The sequence below is a fragment of the Mailhella massiliensis genome, from assembly GCF_020741395.1.
Lineage (GTDB): Bacteria > Desulfobacterota > Desulfovibrionia > Desulfovibrionales > Desulfovibrionaceae > Mailhella > Mailhella massiliensis_A.
On record NZ_DYZA01000231.1, the window covers coordinates 1 to 3,096 of the forward strand.

Consider the following 3,096-nt stretch of genomic DNA (forward strand, 5'->3'; position numbering starts at 1 on the left):
ATAGTAGGAATTGCCGAGCACGCGTACAGTTTCATTAGTACGTTCCATCAGAGCATTGGCCCGGACAAAACGCCTGGAATAAGCCGCAAGAAAAAGAAAGAAAAAAAGCGTGGAAATGGCCAGAAAGATAAAAAGAAAATCCGCCTGCCGCAGAATTTCCGCATAAGGCATGGTAAGGATGATATACCAGCCGTTGGAGAGCCTTGCGTAATATATCGCACAGTTCTCACCGTCCAGGTCGGTGACGCTGGCCCTGTAGTCTTCAAAATCACCGGCCTGCATTTTCTGAAAAAGACCCGTCACATAATCCTGTATGGCCTCATCACTTACGGAGAAGCGCGTATGTCTGTAGAGTATTGCTCCGTTGCCGTCACAGAGAAAAAGAGAATCCAGGCCCGTCTTGGTCTGGGGCAGAAATTTAAAGCGGAAGTTCTGGGGGAAAATATCAAAAAAAATCACTGCATTGGTCTGGACACACTTACGTGCCACAGTAACTACGGACTTCCCTGTGACAAAATCCTCATACAAATTGGTAAATACGGTTTCCCCAGGATGGGCCATGGCCAGCTTGTACCAGCTGCGTTCTCTCGCAAGATGTTCGGGAAGCTCCGTAAGCCGGCCTTCCATATCAATGGTCTTGTCGTCAAACACGATGTAAGGGGTGACCATATCATCCCCCAGCACGGTCTGAAGCCTGTCGAAAAACATGGCCATCCACTCCGCCATGTAGTGAACGCCGCCTTCCTGAAAACGCCTGTCGATGGAGGCCGCACCAAATGCCAATAGCGTGCTGTACACGGTAAGACGGCTCTGCTCCTCAACGGCATAGTTGCCTGCCATGGTCATACCCGTGCCCCTGGCATTGCGCAGCAATGTATCGCGGAAAATATACATGCCGCCGCTCGAGAGCACGACCACCATGAGAAAAAGCACTATATTGAAATATATCCCGAACGGGAAAGACCTGAAACGCATGTCTTTTCCTCTTGTTGAAAGCAGATAGCCGTCATTGCCCCGGGACGGCGGTTATCGATGCGCAAAGCACACGATTCGATTGCACGCAGCGCAACGCGCCGTGCAGCTGCTTTAGCGCAGATGGCGGGAACTCACACAGGATAGAAGGCACGCCAACCGCGTGCTCGAAACAAGCCGCTTCCCGCACATGTGTACGGACTCCGCTTTGCTTTGGAAATCAGTGAAAGCTACCTGCACCGCAAGGGCCGTCCTCATGCTGGAAGACAAACGCCCTGTCGTTTCTCAGCCAAGGCTTTTTTCTATGGCCTGTACGGCAGCGGTGTAGGCAAGGGAGATATCGGACATCATGGCTTCAGCCCTTTGTGCATCACCCTCGCGCAAGGCATGAACCTGCCTGTCCAGCAGGTTGAACAGGCCTGTTATGGAAAGATTCCCGCATACGCCCTTCAGGGTATGCGAAGCCTCCAGCGCAGCCTGCCCATCTCCGGCAGCAAAAGCCTTCTCAAGCCTGGCATAGGTCACGTCTGCCGGAAACTTCCTCAGAAGTTTTCCCATAATGGCTTCACTCCCCATGCAGCGTTCCAGCATGGCATCCACATCTATTCCTCCGCCCGCAAGCGTTGCCTTCACTTGTGCGTCCATGCCTCAGTCCTCCTTCGGGCTGTGGATATACAGCTGGGCCAGTTCATTCTCCACGGAGAAAAAGCGGTCCAGCAGAAGCGGATTGAACACCCCGCACTGATGTTCACGAATCATCTTCAGAGCTTCGGCGCGGCTGAAGGCCCCTTTATAGCAGCGTTTGCTCACCAGCGCGTCATACACGTCCGCCAGGGAGACTATCTGCGCCCAGATGGAAATCTCGTCCCCTTTCAAGCCGTCGGGGTAACCACGGCCGTCCCAGCGCTCATGATGATGGCGGGCTATGTCGTAGGCGTACCTGTAAGACTCATGCTCGCGCAGCTGCGGTATCTTTTTCAGAAGCTCCGCTCCCTGTGTGGTATGTGTCTTGATGACTTCAAATTCTTCCGGCGTGAGCCTGCCGGGTTTGCTCAAAATGGAGTCGGGGATGGCGATTTTACCCACGTCGTGCATAATGGCGGCAAGGGCAATATGCTCTATGGTTTCGGTGCCCAGCCCTTCGCCCAGATCGGTATGCAGAAGCAGAAAACGCGTGATATCGTGTATGCGGCGAACGTGCTCACCCGACTCCCCGTTGCGGAATTCAATAGCCGTGGAAAGGGATTCTATCATACCCTCATTCAGACGGATGATTTTCTGCGCCTGCAGAAGCAGCTCCGACTGCTGCTCCTCCACCTTATTACCCAGAATTTTCCGCGCCCGGAAAAGCTCCACCACGGAGTTCACCCGCCGCTGCACCACATAGGGTACCACGGGCTTGCTGATCACGTCCATGACGCCCAGCTCATAGGCTTCCCTGGTCACGGCGTCGCTCGCCTCCCCGGTAATGAGAAAAACGGGTATCTTCCCGGTGAGCTCTTCCGCCTTCATCCGTCGAAGCACCTCTATTCCGTCCATTTCCGGCATCACTACATCAAGAAGCACTGCACAGTATTTCTCTGGAGCGGCCAGTATGGCTTCAAGCCCTTCCCTGCCGTTCTCCGCCTGTTCCGCCGGATAGAAGGAAGAAAAAATATGTTCTAGGACTTCGCGGTTGATATCGTTGTCGTCGACGATTAAAAGCGTGCCCGTCTGTTGTTCCTGCTGGGGAAAATGGAACATGCACTCTCCTCCGGCGGCCGGCGTACGACATGGAATCATAAGCACCTTCCGGCCAAGCCTGTCTTCCTGTTGTATACGCCTTGCAAAACGATTTGTCATGTGGGAAGCTCTGCCCCCATGAGAGGGAAATTCACTTCTTCCGCGAAGCACACGTCACCATCCCCGGTATTCTCCCGGCTCCGAAAAATCCCCGGAAGCAATCATCACAACACAAAAAGCAACTCACTTTCCTTTCCTCCCCCAAAAGAAACGTACGAGGATGATAAAGGTATATCCGCTTTTCAACGCCTTCTTTTTCCTCAGAACACCATATTCCCTATATGCAATTTCGTTTCCCTCCGCGGGAAAACAATTCATTCCCCGTGTATTTTGAAAAAAACG

Annotated in this window: 3 protein-coding genes; all 3 read right to left on the reverse strand. The window is 53.1% G+C overall.

Annotation, left to right across the window (positions count from 1 at the left end):
• Positions 1-975 (reverse strand): cache domain-containing protein (locus tag K8W16_RS11150; RefSeq protein ID WP_304123746.1); only part of this gene is annotated, 975 nt, incomplete at its 3' end.
• A 282-nt stretch (positions 976-1,257) separates the two neighbouring features.
• Positions 1,258-1,617 (reverse strand): Hpt domain-containing protein, encoded by a 360-nt coding sequence (locus tag K8W16_RS11155; protein WP_304123748.1) that lies wholly within the window; start codon positions 1,615-1,617, stop codon positions 1,258-1,260.
• Between the two features lie 3 nt (positions 1,618-1,620).
• Positions 1,621-2,715 carry an HD domain-containing phosphohydrolase gene (locus tag K8W16_RS11160; RefSeq protein WP_304123751.1) on the reverse strand — a complete coding sequence of 365 codons (1,095 nt, stop codon included), beginning with the start codon at positions 2,713-2,715 and terminating at the stop codon, positions 1,621-1,623.
• Positions 2,716-3,096 lie beyond the last annotated feature (381 nt).